Below are 16858 nucleotides of genomic sequence, written 5' to 3'. Positions count from 1 at the left end.
TCTATATAATTTGAAAATCATTCAATTTTCGAATGATGTTCATTAGGGCTAACTTTGAATTTTTAGGTGAAATGTATGCCAGCAGTGACTTGCTTAGGAGATGAAACATCACACGGCGGTAAAGTAATATCCGCTTCATCAACCATGTATATTGAAGGAGCGAAAGTTGCGTTAGTAGGAGATATAGTGTCATGTCCATTGCATGGGAATAACCTCATTAAACAGGGTGAGCCTACTTTATTGGATAACGGAGTTCAGGTGGTAACTCATGATTGTATTTGTGAATGTGGCTGTAAAATAATTAGTTTTCGGAATGAAATGGTTGAATAAATAAGATGAATTGGCCAATTCCTGACATTCCACAGAAGAAGTCATTGAGTGCTCCATCTAGTAAATTCTGGCTTATTGCTCTGTTAGGTTTGATTGTAGCTGGTGCATTTTTTTCCATTTTTATATTCCATGCCGAAAATTACATCGATATTTTTATAAATGGAGCATTGCCGTGCGTGTTAGCATGGCTATGCCTATTAGGAATCGCATGGTTTCGTTATGAGAAATCGACTAATGCTGCAATTTTATGGGAGGCTCAGACACAACATACTAAATCTCAATGGCAACGTTGGGCTATGTGGCAAAGACCAATAGTAGCGAATATTATCTTATGTCCTGAAGAAAAGGGGAGTCAGTCTTTAATAGGGGAATTGAAGGATATTCCAGCCTATCCTGAAAAGTGTAGGGCCCTGCATAATAGACTCTCAGATATAAACGCCCGGCTTAAGTTTTTAGACGAAGGTATTGAGCGTGAATCTCCAGGTTATAGAAATGACTTATATAATATCGCTGTGCTAAAAACAAATAAGCATGATACCCAATCCATTTCTCAGGCAGTATTTAGACAATGGGATATGATTCCGGATATTCTTTCTTCATTTGATGATTTTTATTCAGGAACTGAATCTTGTACGATGAAAGGAATGACACTCATCATTGTGTTGCAAGATTGGCCCAATGCGAGAGAAGGTGACTATAGCGAATTTATTACTGCCAGCCTTATATGTAATTTAGATGTAATCAAGAGTGATTCCTTGAATATCAGAGCAGGTGTTGGACGATTTTTACATTCTGAATCATTGATTCAGTCACTTGACATGTTGATTGAATATAACAAGTTGAATGGTTCTGATATCAAGAAAGTTTGGTTGTCAGGAATCGAGAAAGCAGATCAAATCAAGCTTGCCCAGTATGCAGACTCCAATAAATGGGCCCTTCCTTCGCGGCACCCTTTTTTGGTTATCAATGATTCTTTTGGACCTGCGGGGCCACTCTCTTTTCCTGTTTCGCTTTCGTTATTAATCGATGCGGCAATTAAGACGGAAGAAATGCAATTATTAATCTCAGGCAATAGAGATAAAACTTATTCACTTTGTCTGATTACAAGGAAGTTGTTCACATGACAACAAAAATGCTGCCCGTTACACAACGTATAAGTATGACTGGATATGCCATATTAGTTGTAGCGCTTGCATGCGCAAGTGCATTCCTGATTTATATCTTCAGAAATAGCATTGATGCTATGGGGATGAGCAGGGAACATGTCTGGCTTATTTGGGGCTGTAGTATTGCGATATTAGTAATGGCAGTTTTTGTTGTTTATTTTTTGCAAAAAATGGATAGCAGTAAAGGTCAGCAGCAATATAATCCTCAAAAAGTTCTTGAAAGCGGCAAATCATCACAACAAGCTAAAAATGTTTCTGCTCAAAATTATGGTGATACCCTCCATCAGATACGCCACGCACTGCGCCTTCAGTATGGCCACTTCTGGAAATGCAAAGTACGGATCCTGCTTGTCACCGGAAGCATGGCTGATGTTGAACGACTCACACCCGGACTGACTAACCAGCTCTGGCAAGAAGATCGCGGCACATTAATACTCTGGGGCGGCGATCCCGCATCCTCACCCGATGAAAGCTGGCTGACTGCCCTCAAACGTCTGCGTCGTCGACCTGTGGATGCGATGATCTGGGTTACCTCTGCCATTGACCATCTTGCCGATATTTCGGGTGTATCTGCCACATCCTTGCCCTCTGCAGCCATGATGGACGCCACCGCGCATGCGTTATCGGCACGCTATGAGAAGCTAGGCTGGCGGCTGCCGCTTTATGTCTGGTCGCTGCATCCGCGCGCCGAAAAGCAGCAAGGCCGTATTACTCAGGCGGTGGGCGTTCAGACACTGACAACAGGCAAAATAGACAAGTTGCTGGCGGAGTTGGCAGCGCAGCTCACCACCCAGGGTATTCAGCAGGCGGCTGGTTCGCCGCAGCATCGTTTCCTGCTGAGCCTGGCAGATCAACTGACGCATGAGCCTGAAACACTCAACGCGCTTATTGCACCACTGCAGAATCCGTATCGACCGCTACCGCTGGCGGGGCTGGTATTCAGCCCGCCGTCTGAAGGTGCTGAACGTGCGGTGCCCAATCACTGGGGCCGCGATAACCGCTGGGATGCGCTGCCGTCTACATTCACTTCGCTGCCGGCGCACCTGCGTCCGCAGCGTCGCGGCTTTTCCTGGTCGCGGCTACTAGCATCCGTGGCGTGCCTGGCGGTGATTGCCTGGGGCACGGGCCTGCTGGTGTCGTTCACCACCAACAGCAGCGTTATCAGCAACGCCCACACGCAGGCGATGCAGGCGGCCGATACTGGACAACCGCTGCAGCAGCGTCTGATGGCGCTTTCTGATCTGCAGAAAACCATGCAGCGCCTGCAACATCGTGCGGAGCACGGTGCGCCCTGGTACAGCCGTCTTGGGCTGAATCAAAACGACGCGCTGCTGGCGGCACTGTGGCCGCGTTACGCGCAGGCGGCGCTGCCGTTACTGCGCGATGCGGCAGCCACGCATTTGCGTAAGGAGCTGCAGACGATCGCTGACCTTCCGCCCGACAGCCCGCTGCGCGACACGCTCGCCAAACCGGCTTACGCCCAGCTCAAGCTGTGGCTGATGCTGGTGCGCCCGGAGCGTATGGATTCAGCATGGTTCAGCCAGGCGCTGATGCAGGACTGGGCGCAGCGCGCAGATGTGGCTAAAGGTTACTGGCAGGGCACAGCGCCCGGCTTACTGGCGTTTTACGGCGCAGGTCTGGTTACGCATCCTGAATGGAAACTAAAGGCGGACCCGGAAATGACCGGCCAGGTGCGCGCGCTACTGGTGCGTCAGCTAGGCGTCAGCAACAGCGAATCGCGTCTGTATCAGCAGGTGCTGGCGCAGGTGTCGCGCAACTATGCCGATATGCGCCTTACTGACATGACTGGCGATACCGATGCGGCGCTGCTGTTCAGCACTGATGAAGTGGTACCGGGTATGTTCACCCGTCAGGCATGGGACGACGGCGTGAAACCCGCGATTGATAAAGTGGCCAATGCCCGGCGCGAGGAGATGGACTGGGTGCTGGGCGATAATCCGCCCTTGACCGGGAAATCCTCCTCGCCTGATGCACTGGAAGCACAGCTCACAAGTCGGTACTTCGCCGATTACAGCGCGGCCTGGCTGAACTTCCTCAACAGCCTGCGCCTGCAGCCCGCGCCGACACTGTCGGATGCCATTGACCAGCTGACGCTGATGGCCGACGTGCGCCAGTCGCCGCTAGTGGCGTTGATGAACACGCTGAACGTGCAGGGACGCACCGGTCAGACCGGCGGAGCGTTGGCCGACTCGCTGGTGAAGTCGGCGCAGAACCTGTTCAGCAAAGAGAAGCTGCCGGCAATTGATCAGAATGCCGGGCCGAGCGGTCCGCTGGATGCGACCTTCGGTCCGCTGCTGTCGCTGACCGACGCGCAGGGCAGCACGTCGTCAATGAATCTGCGTACCTTCCTGACCCGCGTCACACAGGTGCGCCTGCGTCTGCAGCAGGTCACCAACGCTGCCGATCCGCAGGCGATGACGCAGACGCTGGCGCAGACGGTGTTCCAGGGCAAAACTGTCGATCTGACTGAAACCCGCGACTACGGCAGTCTGATTGCTGCTGGTCTGGGACAGGAGTGGAGCGGCTTCGGGCAGACGGTGTTTGTGCGCCCGATGGAGCAGGCCTGGCAGCAGGTATTAAGTCCGGCGGCTGAAAGTCTCAACGCCCAGTGGCAACAGGCGGTAGTGAGCGAGTGGAACAGTGCCTTTGGCGGTCGCTATCCGTTCAAAAACGTCAGCAGCGAAGTTTCTCTGCCGCTACTGGCGAAGTATCTCAACAGCGATACCGGCCGCATCACCCGCTTCCTGCAAACGCGACTTAACGGCGTGCTGCACCGCGAAGGCACACGCTGGGTGCCGGACAGCATCAATGCGCAGGGGCTGACCTTCAACCCTGCGTTCCTGAAGGCGATTAACCAACTGAGTCAGATTTCCGACGTGGTGTTTACCACCGGTGAAGCGGGACTGCACTTTGAGCTGCGTCCCGGTACGGCGGCGGGTGTTTCGCAGACGACGCTGACCATCGACAGCCAGAAGCTGGAGTACGTGAACCAGATGCCCGCCTGGAAGCGCTTCACCTGGCCGGCGGATACCGAAGCGCCGGGCGCAACGCTGAGCTGGGTCAGCACCGAGGCGGGTACCCGCCTGTATGGCGATATGCCGGGAGGCTGGGGCTTGATGCGTTTGTTGGACAAGGCGCAGGTCACCGCTAATCCGGGTATCAGCAGCAGCTGGCAACTCAGCTGGACAGCGCCCGATGGCCGCATGCTGAATTACATTCTGCGCACCGAGGCTGGTGAAGGCCCGCTGGCGCTATTGCGGCTGCGCAACTTCACGCTGCCGTCCGATATTTTTCTCCAGAGCGCCACAACTGCCGCGCCGGAAGACCTGAACGTCACGGAGGACGAATAATGCCGCTTAAATCCTTAATCAGCGCCTGCGGTGTCGATGCTGAGACGCTGCGCGCCCAGGCAAAACAGCAGACTGCACTGTGGAATAACTGGCTGCAGCCGATATCGGCGGACAATCCCGCCGGGGAAGACCCGACCTATCACGACGGTTTTCAGCAGATGCAAGAGGAGGTGAACCGCCTTTCCGGAGCGGACACCACGCTTATCTGCGAGCTGGCGGAAAACCTTCTCACCTCTGTTACTAAAGATATCCGCGTGGCGGCCTGGTACAGCTGGGCACGCCTGCAGCTTGATGGCGAAGCCGGGCTGGCTGATGGCCTTTCATTGATGGCCGGGCTGCTGGCGGAATTTGGCAGCAGCCTGCATCCACAACGTGCGCGCAGCCGTGAAGCGGCGCTGCGCTGGCCCGCCGGTTCGCGCATGCTCGACACACTTTCACTTTATCCAGAAGTCACCAAACAGGATGTGTTGCGTATCGCAGGCGCACTGTTGCTGATTGAAGACGCGAGCCTGGAGCACGGCGGTGCCGGGCTGGGCAGTCTGTATGCGGCACTGGAAAATCGTCTGCTCAAAGCGGGTGGCCCGGATGCGGTGGTGCCGCAGGCAGCGGGTGAAGGGGATAAGCATCAAACAAGCGGTCCGGCTGAGCCACAGATGGTGGCGATTGCCTCCGGGCGCGAGTTGCTGGATCAGGCGCGCACGCTGTCGAAATACCTGCGCGATCAACCTGGCGGCTGGCTTGCTGCGCACCGTCTGATGAAATCCCTGCGCCACGATACGCTGCTGCAACTGCCGCCGCTTTCCGGCGACGGCAAAAGCCGTATCGAACCGCCTAAGGCCGACCAGCGCGCTCAGCTTAAACGTCTTTGGCTGCAGCAGAGCTGGCAGGAACTGACCGAGCAGGCCGACAGCCTGTTTTCGCGTGGTGGTAACCATTTCTGGCTTGACCTGCAGTGGTACATCCATCAGGCGCTGACGCGCGCCGGCAACACCACGCTTGCCGCCATCGTGCAGGACGATCTTAAAGGACTGTTGTCGCGCCTGACCGGGCTGGAAACGCTGGCGTTCAGCGACGGTACGCCGTTTGCCGATGAGGTGACGCTCGGCTGGATACAGCAGCAGGTGATGAACACCGAACCCGGTTGGGGCGAAGGGTCGTCAGCTTCTCCCGGTGCCAGCAATGAAGATGACATTCTGCAACTGGAAAGCGAAGCCGTAGAGCTGGCCGATCGCGAAGGTATCGAAACGGCGCTGACATGGTTGCAGCATCGGCCGGGAACTGCTTTACCGCGACAGCAGTGGCTGCTGCGTCTGCTGATGGCGCGCGTCGCTGAGCAGTTCGGGCGTCAGGAAATGGCGTTACATCTGCTTAGCGGGCTTGATAGCAGCGCAGATGACATGACGCTCGGCCAGTGGGAACCGTCACTGCTGTTTGAAGTGAAATCGAGGCGGTTAAAACTCCTACGCACTCGCGCCGGGCGTAGTGAAGCGGATAAAGCGCGAGTGCAGCCGGAAATGGAACAACTGTTAGCTGGGCTGGTTCATATCGATGCGGCACGCGCTGTGGTGTTACTGGGTTAAAAACAAAAAGGAATTTAATATGCTGGTTTTACGCGCGATTATTGTAATGATGGTTTTTTCATTAACAGGCTGTACTTATTACTTATGGAGCTTAAGTGACACCCGCTCAACAACTGTGCGAGAAATGAATTTCTCTGATCGAATTAGCGGGATGTTCGAGTATAAAAATGTACATCTGACTGAAGGAGATAATGGCACTGGAAGAGACATTATTAGACTTCCAGATGAAGGCGTAGGATTCGTTGGGGACGATAATATCTATTTTGTGACGGTTAACGGTAATGAATTATTGGCATTGAACGATTTGATGAAGAAAGTGCCATTAAGAATGAACAATGATGATAAATTTATCGATATGAATCTTAAAGGCTACTACAGTAAGAACACTAATGCAGAATTCCAAAAAACAGTGAGCGTTAGAACTCGAAAACCTTTAGCTACATTAACTCAATCACAAAAGAAAGCGCTTGAGGATAAGCGGTTTTCATCAGTTGAAGGCTATTTACAGCGTTCAGTGACCGTTGAGGGCATCATTATCAATAGAATGAGGTTAGGTTCATCTTTCCCTCAGACAACATCACTCGATGAAAGCTATCAGGTGCGATTTTATTCATCATATCGTTACGATAAGTTCGACAGTGGCTCGGTAGCCTTAAAACTTGCATTGACACCTGTCACGTTAATTGGGGATGTTGTTTTTATTCCGCTATATCTACTTACTGCAAAGTAGTAATAGGATAGGGATATTCATCAATCTAATAAGAGGGTGAGATGATTAGATGCATCATCAGATGTTACACCGGTGGGTGGCGAAACATATTTAATTATAAAGGATGCGCAAGTCGGAAAGAGTTTTGGGGTTTCATTCTGATAAACTTATTAGCTTTGAATTTATATTCAGCAATAACTGGAATGCTGACTCTTACCGGCAATGGCATAATTGATATCTTGTTGTACCTTTCGATGGGGTTTTCTCTTCAACTTTTATTTATAAGCATCCTTATCATCCCTGTTATGTCTTTGGGCGTAAGAAGAATGCATGATATTGGTCGAAGTGGCTGGTGGTTTAGTAGCCTGCTACTTAGCAATATTTTTATTATTCCTGCATTCCTTGGTGCTCTGGTCAGCAGTATTGCAAATCATTTTTCATGGGATATTGCACTCTCTATATCGATTTGGGCAAGTCTCGTATTGAATTTGAGCGTTATTTTTTACCTGACATATTTGTGTTGCAAACCTTCAGTAAGACCATCACCGCTTCCACATTAACGCAATAAAAATAAAATCAGAGCTACATAATGAAAGATCTCACCCTGCGCTATTACGATACCGAAATGCGCTACCTGCGTGATGCCGCAAAGGAATTCGCGGCTACGCATCCTGATCGCGCCGCGATGCTTAACCTTGACCGGGCTGGCGCGCCGGACCCGTTTGTTGAACGTCTGCTGGAGGGCTTTGCCTTTTCCGTCGGTCGGCTGCGGCAGAAAATTGACGACGACCTGCCGGAACTGACCGAAGGGCTGGTCAGCATGCTGTGGCCACACTACCTGCGCACTATTCCGTCGCTGTCGGTGGTGGCGATGACGCCGGACCTGCCGAAAATGAAAATGGCAGAGGTCGCGCCAGCCGGACTGGAAGTCTATTCACGTCCGGTTGGCCCGAAAAACACCGTGTGCCGCTACCGTACCACGCAGGCGTTGACGCTGAATCCGCTGGAAGTCGCTGGTGTGACAATGGCAACTGAGCCGGACGGGCGTTCACTGTTGCGCATCCGCATCAACAGCAGCGGCCAGGCTGACTGGAATCAGACCGATTTGAGCCGCCTGCGCTTCTGGCTGGGCGAAGACGTGCCGGTTGGCAATGCGCTGCACCAGATGCTGACGCGTCGTCAGGCGGCGTTGTACATCCGCCTCGCGGGTCAGGGAGAGCGTGCGCGGCTCGACGGCTGGTTCAGCCCCGGCGGATTTGGCGAGGAGGATCGGCTGTGGCCCAAGGGCGATAGCGCTTTTAGTGGCTATCAACTGCTGCTCGAATACTTCACCTTCCCGGAGAAATTCCGCTTTGTTCATCTCAACGGGCTGGAGAATATCACGCTGCCGCCGGGCCTTGCGTATTTCGATATTGAGGTGGTGTTCAGCGCGCAGTGGCAGAGTGATCTGCCGGTGACGGACGAGTCGCTGCGCCTGCACTGCGTGCCGGTGATTAACCTGTTCACGCTGGAGGCCGATCCGTTAACGGTCAGCGGACTGGAGAGCGAATACCTGCTTCGTCCGAAGCGACTGCAGGACGGGCATACCGAAATCTACGCGGTGGATGCGGTTAACGGTTCGGGCATTGGCGGCAGCGCGGATTACGTGCCGTTCTCCAGTTTCCGCCACAAGGGCGGCATGATGCGTCGACAGGCACCTGAGCGCTATTTCCATACTCGTGTGCGTAAAGGCGTAAGCGGGCTACATGATACCTGGCTCATTCTCGGCGGCCAGCAATGGGAAGCGGGTCAGGAGCTGGCGAAAGACACGCTGTCGCTACGCATCACCGGCACTAACGGTCAACTACCGCGTCGGGCGCTGCAGAGCACGCTGCTGGATCGCTGCGAACAGGTATTACAGACGCCGGTGACGGTGCGCAACCTATGTCGTCCAACGCTGCCCGCTTATCCACCGGCAGAAGATCGCTTTCACTGGCGCGTGCTGAGCCATCTCGGCTCTGGCTTCATCAATATGATGAGCAGTGCAGAAGTGCTACGCGGCACGCTGGCGCTCTACAACTGGCAGGATGACGAGCTGTGTAACCGCAAGCTCGACGCCATTCTCGACGTGCAGCATCACCGCCTGCAGCGCTTTGAAAACGGTCATCTGCTGCGTGGTCTTGAGGTGGAAATCACTCTAGACAGCAACGGTTTCACCGGTGACGGCGACATCAACCTTTTCGGCGAGATGCTCAACCGCTTCCTTTCGCTTTACGCCGACATGAATCAGTTCATTCAGCTCTCCCTCATCATCCGGCCAGAAGGAAAATACATCCGGTGGAAAGAGAATCACAGCCAGCGCCTGCCCGGCTAATCGCGCAGTTGGGTGAACAGCTGCCTTACATGAACTTTTACCGCTTCTGCCAGCTGCTTGAGCGGAGCGACCCCGATGCACCAGTGCCCGGCAGCGGCTGGCAGGTACGCCATGAGCCGGTGCGCTTTCGGCCGCATCCGGGCATGGGCTTCCCGGCGGGCGAAATCCGCGGCTATGAAAATCCTGCCCGTCCCGGTTTGCCGCCGACGGTGCGCGTCAATTTTATGGGGTTATATGGCACCGAATCGCCGCTGCCAACGCGTTATATCGATGACATCGCCCAGCGTCGCGATGGCCACGAGGCGATGCAGGATTTCCTCGACATCTTCAATCACCGTCTGACCACGCAGTTCTACCGCATCTGGCGCAAGTATTCCTATCCGGCAACCTTCGCAGAAGGTGGCCGCGATAATACCTCGCAGTATCTGCTGGGGCTGGCCGGACTGGGCATTAAAGGGTGCGCCGAAAATGTGGCAACGCCAGTGTCACGTTTTCTGGCGCTGCTACCGGTGATGCTGCTGCCGGGGCGTACCGGCGAGGGCGTGAGTTCGCTAGTGAGTCTGCTGGCACCGGATACGCGAGCGGAGGTCATGCACTGGGAGCCGCGACGCATTGAGCAGCGTAACGTACTGGCGATGAGCGTACGTCAGCCGGTGAGCATGAAAAATCGGCCGGTGATGGGCACGCACGCCACCGACATTAACGGTCAGGTACTGATACGGTTGTTCACGCGCAATCCCGACGAAGTGAGCGGCTGGCTGCCAGGCGGACAACTGCACGGCGATTTTATGGCGATGCTGCACGTTTATCTCGGGGCGAAGCTAGATGCGCGGCTAGAGCTGTGCGTGGAGCGCCAGCTGCTGCCGGATGCGCAGCTAAGCTGCAAAAGTGCCAGCGCTGTGCAGCTGGGGCGCACCGCCGTGCTGCCGCAGTTAGCGGAGCAGAGTGTAAAAATAAAAGACGTCATTACTATTCAGCTCGGCCGCTATGAGCGAGTCCGGTTAAACACATCAAGGATTGAGACCGATGAAGAAGGCGATTACCGCTGGTAAAACCCTGCTCCCCATAATATTCGCGCTGGCCGTCAGCGGCTGCGGGCTGACGCAGAAAGTGACGGACGGCACTGTTTCGATGACCAAAGCCATTTTCTATAAGCAGATTAAAACGCTGCATCTCGACTTTGTCGCACGCGAAGGTGTTAACAGCAACGCGCAGGGCGCGGCACTGACCACCGTGGTGCGCGTCTGGCAAATTAAAGACCGTAAGGCGTTTGATACCTCCGATTATCCGTCTCTGCTCGCTGCCGACAGCCAGGCGCTTAAGGCCGATTTAGTGGCGGAGAAATCGGTGAGCGTGCGTCCCGGCGAGTCAGTGAGTATCGATGTGCCGATGGAAGAGAGCGCCCAGTTTGTGGCGATTGCGGGCATGTTCCTGTCGCCGGACCAGCAGAATGAAAAATGGCGACTGGTGATGACGCGCGACGACCTCGATCCCGACAAGGCGCGCATTATTGAGCTGGGCGACGGAACGTTGACCTTGCTGGCCGTGAAGAAGGAGTAATCATGACGCCTTCACTCTATGACATTCTATATGGCAACTTTGAAGGTGACCTCGAACTCGACGCCGTCAGTGAAGAGAATCAGGTCATTTTATCTGTGCTGGACAATATGCAGCGCATTCTCAACAGCCGTGCCGGGGCTTTGGCACATTTGCCGGATTACGGCCTGCCCGATATGACGCGTATCCTGCAGGGCATGCCCGGCACCGCACACCAGTTGATGCACACACTTTCCGGCGTGCTGCTGAAATATGAGCCACGCCTGAAGCGCATTGATGTGGTGTTACTGGAACAGAGCATGCCCGGCGAGCTGCGGTATGCCATTGATGCCGAACTCAAAGAGGGCGGATTGGTGCGCTTCGGCACCGAATTTATGCCGGAAGGGCGCGTGATGATCCGCCACATGAAGCAACAGCAATACCTTGATGCCAGGGCATCTGTTTAACTTTTTAGCCTGATTAGGGCTTTTTGGAACACAGCAATGACTTCATCTCAACCTCGCTATGTCAAAACCGGTGGCGATCCGCGTGCGTTAGCGGAATATGCCGCGCTGCGTCAGGAAATGCAGAAACTCACGCATCCGGCGCGTCCGGATGTGGATTGGCCGCACGTCTCTGCGCTCAGTCTGACGCTGTTCGAACAAAACGGCGTCGAATTGCAAAGTGCAGTTTGGTATACACTTTCTCGCTCTCACGTGGCAGGAACGGCAGGGATGGCCGAAGGCCTAGCGGTGCTGGTAGCATTGGTCACCCGTGAATGGTCGACGCTATGGCCGCTGCCGACGCATTCACGTATGGAACTGTTGTCTGGATTGAGCCGTCGGTTGCAGCAGTTCCTGCGTACTCAAACGATAACCGAATCTGACTCAACGGCTCTCAGCCAGGCGGCGCGTTTGCTTAGCGAAGCTGGCGATCACCTGCAACGTCTTGAACTGCGTCAGCTTAGCCAGATTGATCCGCTACTGGACCGCATTCGCAATGCAGTGGTGATGCTGGAGCGCTGCGATATCTCAACGTCTGACGCCGTTTCAGCGCTGCCTGAAGTGGTTTCGTTTGAGAAGCCCGTGCTGGCGCTGGCGGATGCAGAAGCCAGCAGTTGGGTGTATGTGCCGGCTCCCGGTGCGCCTCTACCGGATGTGAGGCGGCTGCGCCATCGGACATTTATCAGTGGTGTGGGCGCAACGCTGCTGAGTGTGTCGCTGATCTTCGCCGCTTACTATTTCGTTAAGCAAAATACTGAGCAGGAATCACCGTTGCAGCAGGCATTGCTGACTTCTATATCGCCAATTCCTGCGCCGCTTACACCGGAAAGGATTGCCGAACTACAGGCTAATCCACCTGAATGGCTGAACGACGGTGCATGGCTGGAGCAAACGCAGCAGCAACTGAGCTGGCTGCTGGGCGTATCGCCGGACTGGAATCTGCAGCACGGTAATGCACTGGTGACGCAGGCCAATCTGTTGTTGCCTGATTCGGATGCGGTTAAAACGTTGAGTGCACGCTGGCACAAGCAACTTAAAGCGGCAGCGCTGCCTGCTGAGAAGATGCAGGGATGGCAACAGGGCATGGAGCAGCTCAACATGTTGTCACAGCGCCTGAACGGACTGGACGAGAAGCGCGGAAAGTATCTGACGGTGAGCGAACTGAAAACGGCAGTCTATGATATGACGCAGGCGTTCAACGGGACGGTGCCACTGGAAGAGGAGTTGCGGGTGTTGCAGCAATCAGATGGTGACGTTCCACCCCATCAATTAGCACAAGCGGAAACGCACTTGAAGCAGCTTATCGCCAGGTATCAAGAGTTAGTCACATCAGCAAGAGAATAGGATTAAGCAAAATCTGCGGTCTACAGAAAACAGGCAAAAAAAAAGTCTGAACGTTAGTTCAGACTCTCTTTCAAAATATGGCGGTGAGAGGGGGATTCGAACCCCCGATACGTTGCCGTATACACACTTTCCAGGCGTGCTCCTTCAGCCACTCGGACACCTCACCACATTTTTTTGTCAACCGCGCTGGGTCAACGGGGCGCTACTATAGGGAGATCGCTGAAAAGGGTCAAGTGCTATTTTCTCCTTTTTTTCTATTCGCTTAAGCTCTGAGCGTATTGCCGTTAGCCTGCTCATCATGGTGATTCTGTCATCAAATCATTCCCTTTCTGTCACAAAAATGTCACCGCACTGTCGCAGACTTGTCCGCGGAAACATTTGGTTATATCTATGGATAAGGATGCTTATAAATGAAACAGATACCTCTCTTTACGGTTACGCTGCTGGCTTCGCTGATCGCGACATCAGCAGTGGCAGAAGATGCGCAATATTCCCGCGCCGCTAACGGTGATGTCACCGAACACGGCGGCGCGCGTCGTCTCACCGGCGACCAGACCGAAGCGCTGAAAGCTTCACTAAGCAATAGCACCGCGAAAAACGTGATTCTGCTGATTGGTGACGGCATGGGAGATTCGGAAATCACCGCCGCGCGTAATCAGGCGCGTGGTGCAGGCGGTTTCTTCCCCGGTCTTGATGCGTTGCCGCTTACCGGTCAATACACGCACTATTCATTAGACAAGAAAACCCATAAGCCAAATTACGTGACGGATTCCGCCGCCTCAGCCACCGCGTGGGCCACCGGCACCAAATCCTATAACGGCGCGATAGGCGTCGACGTGAACGGCAAAGATCAGGTAACGATTCTTGAGCTGGCGAAAGCCGCCGGTAAAGCCACCGGCAACGTCTCCACTGCTGAGCTGCAGGACGCCACGCCAGCGGCCCTGATCGCCCACGTTACCTCGCGCAAATGCTACGGCCCGGAGAAAACCAGCGAGCTGTGCCCAACCAATGCGCTGGAGCAGGGCGGTAAAGGATCGATTACCGAGCAGATGCTGAAAACCCGTGCGGACGTTACGTTAGGCGGCGGCGCGAAATCCTTCGGCGAAACCGCCAAAGCCGGCGAGTATCAGGGCAAAACCCTGCGCGAACAGGCTCAAGCGCTGGGCTATCAGTGGATTGATAATCTGGATGGCATGAACGCCATTCAGCAGGCAGATCAGAATAAACCGGTGCTTGGCCTGTTCGCCGACGGCAATATGCCGGTGCGCTGGCAGGGACCGAAAGCCAGCTATCATGGCAACATTGATAAGCCGGTAGTGACCTGCGAAGTGAATAAAGAGCGTCCAGCTTCGGTACCAACGCTGGCGCAGATGACCAAAAAAGCTATCGATCTGTTGAGCACTAATGAGAAAGGCTTCTTCCTGCAGGTAGAAGGCGCGTCGATTGATAAGCAGGATCATGCGGCTAATCCATGCGGTCAGATTGGTGAAACCGTCGATCTGGATGAAGCGGTGCAGCAGGCGCTGGCATTTGCGCGCGAGCACGGCGACACGCTGGTGGTGGTGACCGCCGATCACGCGCACAGCAGCCAGATCGTGGAAAACGGCACCAAAGCACCGGGCCTGACGCAGGCGGTGAACACCAAAGATGGTGCGGTGATGACCATCAGCTACGGCAATTCAGAAGAGGATTCGCAAGAGCACACCGGTTCGCAGGTGCGTATTGCGGCGTATGGCCCGCATGCGGCAAACGTGGTGGGCTTGACCGATCAGACCGATCTGTTCTTTACCCTGAAGAATGCGATGGGGTTGAAGTAACGGCGTTATTGTTGGAAGGGTCGCCATAAATGGCGACCCTGGCTTACAATCCGCGTTTTGCCATCAAGCGCGCTAAATCCACTAAACGATTCGAGAAGCCCCATTCGTTATCATACCAGGCAAGGATCTTCACCAGATTGCCGCCAATCACCAGCGTAGAAAGCCCATCGATAATCGATGAACGGGCATCGCCCTGATAATCGCTCGATACCAGCGGCTCATCGCTGTATCCGAGAATCCCCTTCAGCGGACCTTCTGCCGCCGCCGCTTTAAAGGCGTCGTTCACCTCTTCTGCTGTCACATCGCGTTTCAGCGTCACGGTCAAATCAACAATCGAAACCACCGGCACCGGCACGCGCAGGGAATAGCCAGTCAATCGACCGTCCAGCTCCGGAATCACCCGACCGAGCGCCTTCGCCGCACCGCTTGAATAAGGCACAATCGACAGCGCCGCCGCTCGCGCACCGCGCAGATCTTTCTCTGGCTGGTCGTGTAGCACCTGGCTGTTAGTATAAGCATGCGTGGTATTCATTAAACCGTGCTCGATGCCAAACGCTTGATGCAGCACCGCCGCCGCAGGCGCTAAGCCGTTAGTGGTGCAGCTGCCGTTACTCACTACAAAGTGCTGCTGCGGATCGTAACGCTGATCGTTCACGCCCAGCACAATCGTCAGGTCATCGTTCTTGCCCGGCGCGGAGATAATCACGCGCTTAGCACCGCCGCTGGTGATGTGCACAACGGCTTTGTCGCGTTCGGTGAAGAAGCCGGTGGCTTCAATCACGATATCCACGCCGACATCGCGCCAGCGAATATTCGCCGGATCGCGCTCGCTGAACACGCGCACTGCTTTGCCATCAATGCGCAATTCGCCTTCGCCTGCTTCCACTTCTGCCGGCAGTCTGCCGAGCAGGGAATCGTGTTTCAACAGATGCGCGAGGGTTTTACTGTCGGTGAGGTCGTTGATGGCGACGATTTCAATATCATCGCTGCCCAGCGCTGCGCGAAAAACGTTACGTCCGATACGGCCAAAGCCGTTGATGCCGATCTTAGTCATGATTGACTCCTTTTCCGAGGATGCTGGAGTCACTCTAAGCCGATGGTGTGATGGCGTAAACGCCAAAAAAGGATCACTTTACGCCAATTTTCTGCAGTGAAAGCGTTGGCGATATTCGCCCGGCGTGAGATGCAACTGGCGCTCAAAGCTGCGTCGTAAATTGATGCTGCTGCCGAAGCCGGTATGTTGCGCGATGCGATCCAGCGTGTCGTTGCTTTGTTCCAGCTGTTCACGCGCGGCGGCGAGGCGCGCTTCGGCCACATAGCGCGCGGGCGGTGCGCCGGTTTCACGGGTGAACACGCGGGTAAAGTTGCGCGGGCTCATGGCGACGCGCTCCGCCAGCTTCTCCACCGACAGGTCGTCGGCGAGGTTGGCGCGGATCCAGCGCTGCAGTTCAGCGATCGGGCCAATGCCGCTCGGCGTTTGCAGATGAAAACGGCTGAACTGCATCTGTCCGCCGGGACGACGCAGATACATCACCATATCCTGCGCGATATCACGCGCCACGCTAAAGCCGAAATCCTCCTCCACCAGCGCCAATGTCAGATCAAAGCCCGAGCTGACGCCGCCGGAGGTCCAGATCGGTCCGTCCTGAATAAACAGCGGGCCGCCTTCCACCTGAATCTCGGGATAGCGCGACTGCAAGGTATCGAGCAAGCGCCAGTGCGTGGTGGCGCGGCGACCCGCCAGCAAGCCGGATTCCGCCAGTAGCATCGCGCCGCCACACACCGACACTACGCGGCGCGCCTGCGGAGCCGCCAGCTTAATGAAATCGACCACCATATTGCCTTCTTCCGCGCTGTCGCCGCGTCCGGTGATCATGATGGTGTCCCACGCACTGCGCGGATCGAGATCGGCCAGTTTGAGGTCGGCTAATAGATTGAGGCCGGATTGGCCGTGGATCACCTGATGCGATTGAGTGGTGGCGAGGCTGACGCGATAGCGTTGCTGGTCAACGCCAACCGGAAGGTGCTGATTGGCGCGCATCAGGATGTCGGCGATACCCGCCGCTTCAAACAGCATGCCGCCGTCGGGCACAATAATCAGAAAGGTTTTCATGGCGTGAAATGGATTTTTTTACGGAATAGGCCAAGT

14 protein-coding genes and 1 tRNA gene are annotated in these 16858 nt (G+C 54.8%); 12 read left to right on the top strand and 3 right to left on the bottom strand.

Annotation, left to right across the window (positions count from 1 at the left end):
• Positions 1–75: 75 nt before the first annotated feature.
• The 11 genes from NQH49_RS11545 to NQH49_RS11495 all read left to right on the top strand — a co-directional run bounded on the left by NQH49_RS11545 (position 76) and on the right by NQH49_RS11495 (position 12892).
• On the top strand, positions 76–330 hold the full coding sequence (locus NQH49_RS11545) for a PAAR domain-containing protein (RefSeq protein ID WP_256696710.1): 255 nt from the start codon (positions 76–78) through the stop codon (positions 328–330).
• Between the two features lie 5 nt (positions 331–335).
• Positions 336–1454: a KPHS_23130 family T6SS system protein gene (locus NQH49_RS11540; protein ID WP_256696709.1), complete on the top strand. Its 1119-nt coding sequence runs from the start codon at positions 336–338 to the stop codon at positions 1452–1454.
• A 119-nt stretch (positions 1455–1573) separates the two neighbouring features.
• On the top strand, positions 1574–4867 hold the full coding sequence (locus tag NQH49_RS11535; RefSeq protein ID WP_372340026.1) for an ImcF-related family protein: 3294 nt from the start codon (positions 1574–1576) through the stop codon (positions 4865–4867).
• Positions 4864–6447 (top strand): type VI secretion system protein TssA, encoded by a 1584-nt coding sequence (tssA, locus tag NQH49_RS11530; protein WP_256698424.1) that lies wholly within the window; start codon positions 4864–4866, stop codon positions 6445–6447. Before NQH49_RS11535 ends, tssA begins: the two co-directional genes overlap by 4 nt.
• Before the next feature lie 19 nt (positions 6448–6466).
• The gene (locus tag NQH49_RS11525; RefSeq protein WP_256696708.1) at positions 6467–7177 is read left to right on the top strand and encodes a YidX family protein; all 711 of its coding nucleotides are present in this window, start codon (positions 6467–6469) and stop codon (positions 7175–7177) included.
• A 41-nt stretch (positions 7178–7218) separates the two neighbouring features.
• Positions 7219–7716 carry a DUF805 domain-containing protein gene (locus tag NQH49_RS11520; protein ID WP_256696707.1) on the top strand — a complete coding sequence of 166 codons (498 nt, stop codon included), beginning with the start codon at positions 7219–7221 and terminating at the stop codon, positions 7714–7716.
• A gap of 29 nt (positions 7717–7745) precedes the next feature.
• Positions 7746–9509 carry a type VI secretion system baseplate subunit TssF gene (gene tssF / locus NQH49_RS11515; protein WP_256696706.1) on the top strand — a complete coding sequence of 588 codons (1764 nt, stop codon included), beginning with the start codon at positions 7746–7748 and terminating at the stop codon, positions 9507–9509.
• Positions 9464–10561 (top strand): type VI secretion system baseplate subunit TssG, encoded by a 1098-nt coding sequence (gene tssG / locus NQH49_RS11510; protein WP_256698423.1) that lies wholly within the window; start codon positions 9464–9466, stop codon positions 10559–10561. The genes tssF and tssG overlap by 46 nt, the downstream gene beginning before the upstream one ends.
• On the top strand, positions 10536–11069 hold the full coding sequence (tssJ, locus tag NQH49_RS11505; protein ID WP_256696705.1) for a type VI secretion system lipoprotein TssJ: 534 nt from the start codon (positions 10536–10538) through the stop codon (positions 11067–11069). The genes tssG and tssJ overlap by 26 nt, the downstream gene beginning before the upstream one ends.
• A gap of 2 nt (positions 11070–11071) precedes the next feature.
• Positions 11072–11512, top strand: coding sequence for a type VI secretion system baseplate subunit TssE (gene tssE, locus NQH49_RS11500; protein WP_061718496.1), 441 nt, complete (start codon positions 11072–11074; stop codon positions 11510–11512).
• Between the two features lie 36 nt (positions 11513–11548).
• Positions 11549–12892, top strand: a complete 1344-nt coding sequence (locus NQH49_RS11495; RefSeq protein WP_256696704.1) for a VasL domain-containing protein — start codon at positions 11549–11551, stop codon at positions 12890–12892.
• A gap of 78 nt (positions 12893–12970) precedes the next feature.
• Here NQH49_RS11495 and NQH49_RS11490 read toward each other — a convergent pair.
• Positions 12971–13058, bottom strand: a tRNA-Ser gene (locus tag NQH49_RS11490).
• A 244-nt stretch (positions 13059–13302) separates the two neighbouring features.
• On the opposite strand from NQH49_RS11490, the gene phoA reads away from it, so the two are divergent.
• A complete protein-coding gene (phoA, locus tag NQH49_RS11485; RefSeq protein ID WP_256696703.1) occupies positions 13303–14709 on the top strand; it encodes an alkaline phosphatase in 1407 nt (468 codons plus the stop codon).
• A 43-nt stretch (positions 14710–14752) separates the two neighbouring features.
• Here the strand turns inward: phoA and gap are convergent, their stop codons facing one another.
• Complete coding sequence (gene gap / locus NQH49_RS11480; protein WP_256696702.1) at positions 14753–15763, bottom strand: type I glyceraldehyde-3-phosphate dehydrogenase; 1011 nt, start codon at positions 15761–15763, stop codon at positions 14753–14755.
• A 78-nt stretch (positions 15764–15841) separates the two neighbouring features.
• Positions 15842–16822 (bottom strand): GlxA family transcriptional regulator, encoded by a 981-nt coding sequence (locus NQH49_RS11475; protein ID WP_256696701.1) that lies wholly within the window; start codon positions 16820–16822, stop codon positions 15842–15844.
• Between the last annotated feature and the right edge of the window lie 36 nt (positions 16823–16858).

Origin of the sequence: Pantoea trifolii (assembly GCF_024506435.1) — a bacterium.
Lineage (GTDB): Bacteria > Pseudomonadota > Gammaproteobacteria > Enterobacterales > Enterobacteriaceae > Pantoea > Pantoea trifolii.
The sequence above is the reverse complement of the archived record's forward strand: the minus strand, read 5'-3'. Positions and strand labels throughout refer to the sequence as shown.

Coding starts and splice junctions, on each gene's coding strand:
- gap (WP_256696702.1), bottom strand. CDS start 15,763: ATGACTAAGATCGGCATCAACGGCTTTGGCCGTATCGGACGTAACGTT.
- NQH49_RS11495 (WP_256696704.1), top strand. CDS start 11,549: ATGACTTCATCTCAACCTCGCTATGTCAAAACCGGTGGCGATCCGCGT.
- tssF (WP_256696706.1), top strand. CDS start 7,746: ATGAAAGATCTCACCCTGCGCTATTACGATACCGAAATGCGCTACCTG.
- NQH49_RS11545 (WP_256696710.1), top strand. CDS start 76: ATGCCAGCAGTGACTTGCTTAGGAGATGAAACATCACACGGCGGTAAA.
- NQH49_RS11540 (WP_256696709.1), top strand. CDS start 336: ATGAATTGGCCAATTCCTGACATTCCACAGAAGAAGTCATTGAGTGCT.
- NQH49_RS11535 (WP_372340026.1), top strand. CDS start 1,574: ATGGGGATGAGCAGGGAACATGTCTGGCTTATTTGGGGCTGTAGTATT.
- NQH49_RS11475 (WP_256696701.1), bottom strand. CDS start 16,822: ATGAAAACCTTTCTGATTATTGTGCCCGACGGCGGCATGCTGTTTGAA.
- NQH49_RS11520 (WP_256696707.1), top strand. CDS start 7,219: ATGATTAGATGCATCATCAGATGTTACACCGGTGGGTGGCGAAACATA.
- phoA (WP_256696703.1), top strand. CDS start 13,303: ATGAAACAGATACCTCTCTTTACGGTTACGCTGCTGGCTTCGCTGATC.
- NQH49_RS11525 (WP_256696708.1), top strand. CDS start 6,467: ATGCTGGTTTTACGCGCGATTATTGTAATGATGGTTTTTTCATTAACA.
- tssJ (WP_256696705.1), top strand. CDS start 10,536: ATGAAGAAGGCGATTACCGCTGGTAAAACCCTGCTCCCCATAATATTC.
- tssE (WP_061718496.1), top strand. CDS start 11,072: ATGACGCCTTCACTCTATGACATTCTATATGGCAACTTTGAAGGTGAC.